General features: G+C 37.8%; 4 protein-coding genes and 1 pseudogene. 3 read left to right on the top strand and 2 right to left on the bottom strand.

Features of this window, described 5'->3' with window-relative positions; all coding sequences use genetic code 11:
* Positions 1-352 (top strand): annotated as a pseudogene (locus AC52RT_RS07090) (NCS2 family permease); the annotation flags it as partial.
* Positions 353-398: 46 nt separating this feature from the next.
* On the opposite strand, the gene AC52RT_RS07085 reads toward AC52RT_RS07090, so the two are convergent.
* On the bottom strand, positions 399-692 hold the full coding sequence (locus tag AC52RT_RS07085) for a hypothetical protein (protein WP_495540093.1): 294 nt from the start codon (positions 690-692) through the stop codon (positions 399-401).
* An 83-nt stretch (positions 693-775) separates the two neighbouring features.
* On the opposite strand from AC52RT_RS07085, the gene dapF reads away from it, so the two are divergent.
* Together dapF and yiaA are read left to right on the top strand one after the other, a co-directional pair.
* Positions 776-1,753: a diaminopimelate epimerase gene (dapF, locus tag AC52RT_RS07080; RefSeq protein ID WP_495540092.1), complete on the top strand. Its 978-nt coding sequence runs from the start codon at positions 776-778 to the stop codon at positions 1,751-1,753.
* Positions 1,754-2,155: 402 nt separating this feature from the next.
* Entirely contained in the window at positions 2,156-2,626 is a 471-nt protein-coding gene (gene yiaA, locus AC52RT_RS07075; RefSeq protein WP_495540091.1) for an inner membrane protein YiaA, read from the top strand.
* A gap of 108 nt (positions 2,627-2,734) precedes the next feature.
* Here the strand turns inward: yiaA and AC52RT_RS07070 are convergent.
* On the bottom strand, positions 2,735-3,056 hold a 322-nt coding region (locus AC52RT_RS07070; protein ID WP_495540090.1), incomplete at its 5' end, for a GNAT family N-acetyltransferase.

Genomic DNA, 3,056 nt, shown 5'->3' with positions numbered 1-3,056 from the left:
AGGCTTAACGGCTGTAGTAACTGGGGTGTTATTCGCACTCTCCATTTTCTTGCTTCCAATCATTCAGATTATTCCTGACAGTGCCATTGCGCCCATTCTTATTATGATCGGTCTTTTAATGCTCGGGAATCTCCGAAACTTGAATTTTACTGATCTTTCAGAGAGCATTCCAGCATTGATGACAATCGCGATGATTCCGTTGACATACAGCATTGCAGACGGAATGGCTTTTGGGTTTATTCTCTATCCATTTATACAAATAGTACTCGGTAAAGGAAAACAGGTTAGTGTCCCGATGTATGTAATTGGACTACTCTTCTTGGCCTATCTTTCTTTTAGTTTTATCTCGTAAATAGAAAAAGGAGCATTCAGCAGAGTACTGTTGAATGCTCCTTTCTTTATAAAAACGCCTTTTGTGGTTTAATATAGCGTCTGAGTTCGAGTAGAAACATTTTCTTAATCGTATCTGGTACAGGGAGCTCACGTGCTTGTTTTGGATTTGGGAAGATACCAAATTCATTAACTTTAACAGACACAACACCTGACCATAACACAACTTGCTGCTCGGATAAAATGGCTGCACGAACGTTCACACTTTTAGTCCCAGGGATTATTTCAGGAAAAAGTTCATCAGGATTAATAAAAAACTCAAACCAGCAAGTATACTTTTTGAAGACAGATTTCACTTTCAATTGGTGGCACTTCCTTTTCTGAAATGCTATGATACCAATATATTATCACAATTGTTTATATTATTCGTAAAGGAAGTGCAGCGATGTTACTCGACATTCTCAAATGCCATGGTTCGAGCAATGATTTTCTATTAATTGATGAATTAACAACTGATCTTTCTTTCTCAGAAACAGAAAGGAGCGAACTTGCCCTATCACTATGCAGACGTGATGGAGAACTTGGAGCAGATGGGATCCTGTTTGTCATGAAAAGTGATGCAGCTGATGCCAGAATGAGAGTGTTCAATTCAGACGGCACAGAAGCCTCCATGTGCGGTAACGGACTTCGCTGTGTAGCTAGATTTGTTTATGAGAAATTAAACCTAGAGCAAATGGTTATTGAAACAATGAAAGCGAACCTAGCGGCAGCAAAGACAGTCGATATCTACGATGGAATACCGACGTTCAGTGTGGAAATTTCACCAATTAGCTTTAAAGCGTCAGATCTCCCGCTGGCTATTGATAAAGATACATTGCAGAATGAAACACTTCCAACGTTGTCAGAGACGATAGCGTTCACCGCATTAGCAGTGCCTAATCCACATGCGATCGCACTTGTTGGCTGGAGTGAAATAGACTCTAACCTGCAGGAGGAACTGGCCTCACAGGTAAACGGCCCAAATGATTTATTCCCAGATGGTGTCAACATGAGTTTTGTTAAACAGCTGAAAGATGGCGAAATATTTGTACGGACCTACGAACGAGGTGTAGGCTTTACCAATGCCTGCGGTACCGCAATGTCCGCCTCAAGTCTTGTAACCTGTGAGCTCGGTCTTAATCAACCTGAAACACCGATCTCCGTTTACAATAATGGAGGAAAAGTACAATGTGTTGTTCATAATGATCAATCAAAAACGTGGATCGATCTCATTGGAAATGGCAGCTATATCTATCAGGCATCTGTCGACATCAAGAAAGACAGCAGTTATCATGTAATCAAGAAACAACTTTACACAAATGAAATCACTAAATATGCTGAGTTCCAGCAGCATGCGCAAGACTACTTGAAATCTATCAGATAAAGCTTTCAGACTGTAGACAAACTCGGGTGATAATGGAGTTTGTCTACAGTCTTTTTTTAGTTACTGAATTGGGTTGTAAGGACTTGACTATTATAGCTTGAAAACGCAGTATGATCCTTCATTAGGGGGCTATGATTCAACTATTCAGCAGCTGATTCGGCCATTTTTGCTGTTTATTCGGCCCATTCTGTCATTCATTCGGCCCAAAATGGTAAACATTCGGCATTTTCTTAGGTTGATTCGACCTCTGTTCATTTATGTTTAGAAAATTAAAATGGAAATTAATAATTATTAATCTATTATTTGTCATTTATTTCTATATAATAGTATAAAAGAAGGGGTACTACACTGTCTCTGGTGCTCCATTTTTATTAATTTTAAGGAAAGGGGGCAAAACATTAAATGTCCATTGATAATGAAGTTTCGTTAGAAAAAGAAAAACGAAATGATTTAAAAGTAAAAGAAGAAAGGAGAGAGGGGGAACCGACTGCAGCCTTCAAGGGTGCTTCTTGGGCAGCGCTATTAGTAGGTGTTGCATCTTATCTTATAGGTTTATTTAACGCAAATATGCAATTGAACGAAAAAGGCTATTACTTTGCAGTGTTAGTATTCGGACTCTATTCCGCAATATCTTTACAAAAAGCAGTTAGGGATAAAGATGAAGGACTGCCAGTTACTAATATTTATTATGGTATTAGTTGGTTCGCACTTATTGTATCTATTGCATTAATGGCCATCGGTTTATACAATGCAGGAAGTATTATTTTAAGCGAAAAAGGATTTTATGGTATGGCATTCGTTCTAAGTTTATTTGCAGCTATAACGGTTCAAAAGAACATAAGAGACACACAAAGAGTAAGGGAAAAAGATTAAGTTATTCATTTTTAACGAAAAAGTAAAATACAGATAAAAAAAGTAAAATGGTCAAGGAAGTTCAACTCCTTGACCATTTTGTCATACGTTTAATGATAAAAGCCTTGTCTATTTTTGAATAAGGTCAAAATATTCTTTTTGTAACATCCCCATTATAATCTCATCTGAAAAGTGATTGTTTAAATAAATCGATTGTCTAATAATCCCCTCTTGTTTAAATCCTGCTTTTTCATAAAAAGGAACATTATCCGGAATAGATACCAGTTGTATGGTGTGGATTCCTTTTTCCTGCAAATGCTTCTCCAAATGATTCAGCAAATATCTTCCTACGCCTTTTCTTTTCCACTCCGGTACCACAAATAACTCTGAAACAAAGAAAAAATCTTCCTCTGCATAAGGGTCTACGAACCCCAACGCACCACCGATGATT

Source organism: Peribacillus sp. (assembly GCF_059453735.1).
The sequence above is the reverse complement of the archived record's forward strand: the minus strand, read 5'-3'. Positions and strand labels throughout refer to the sequence as shown.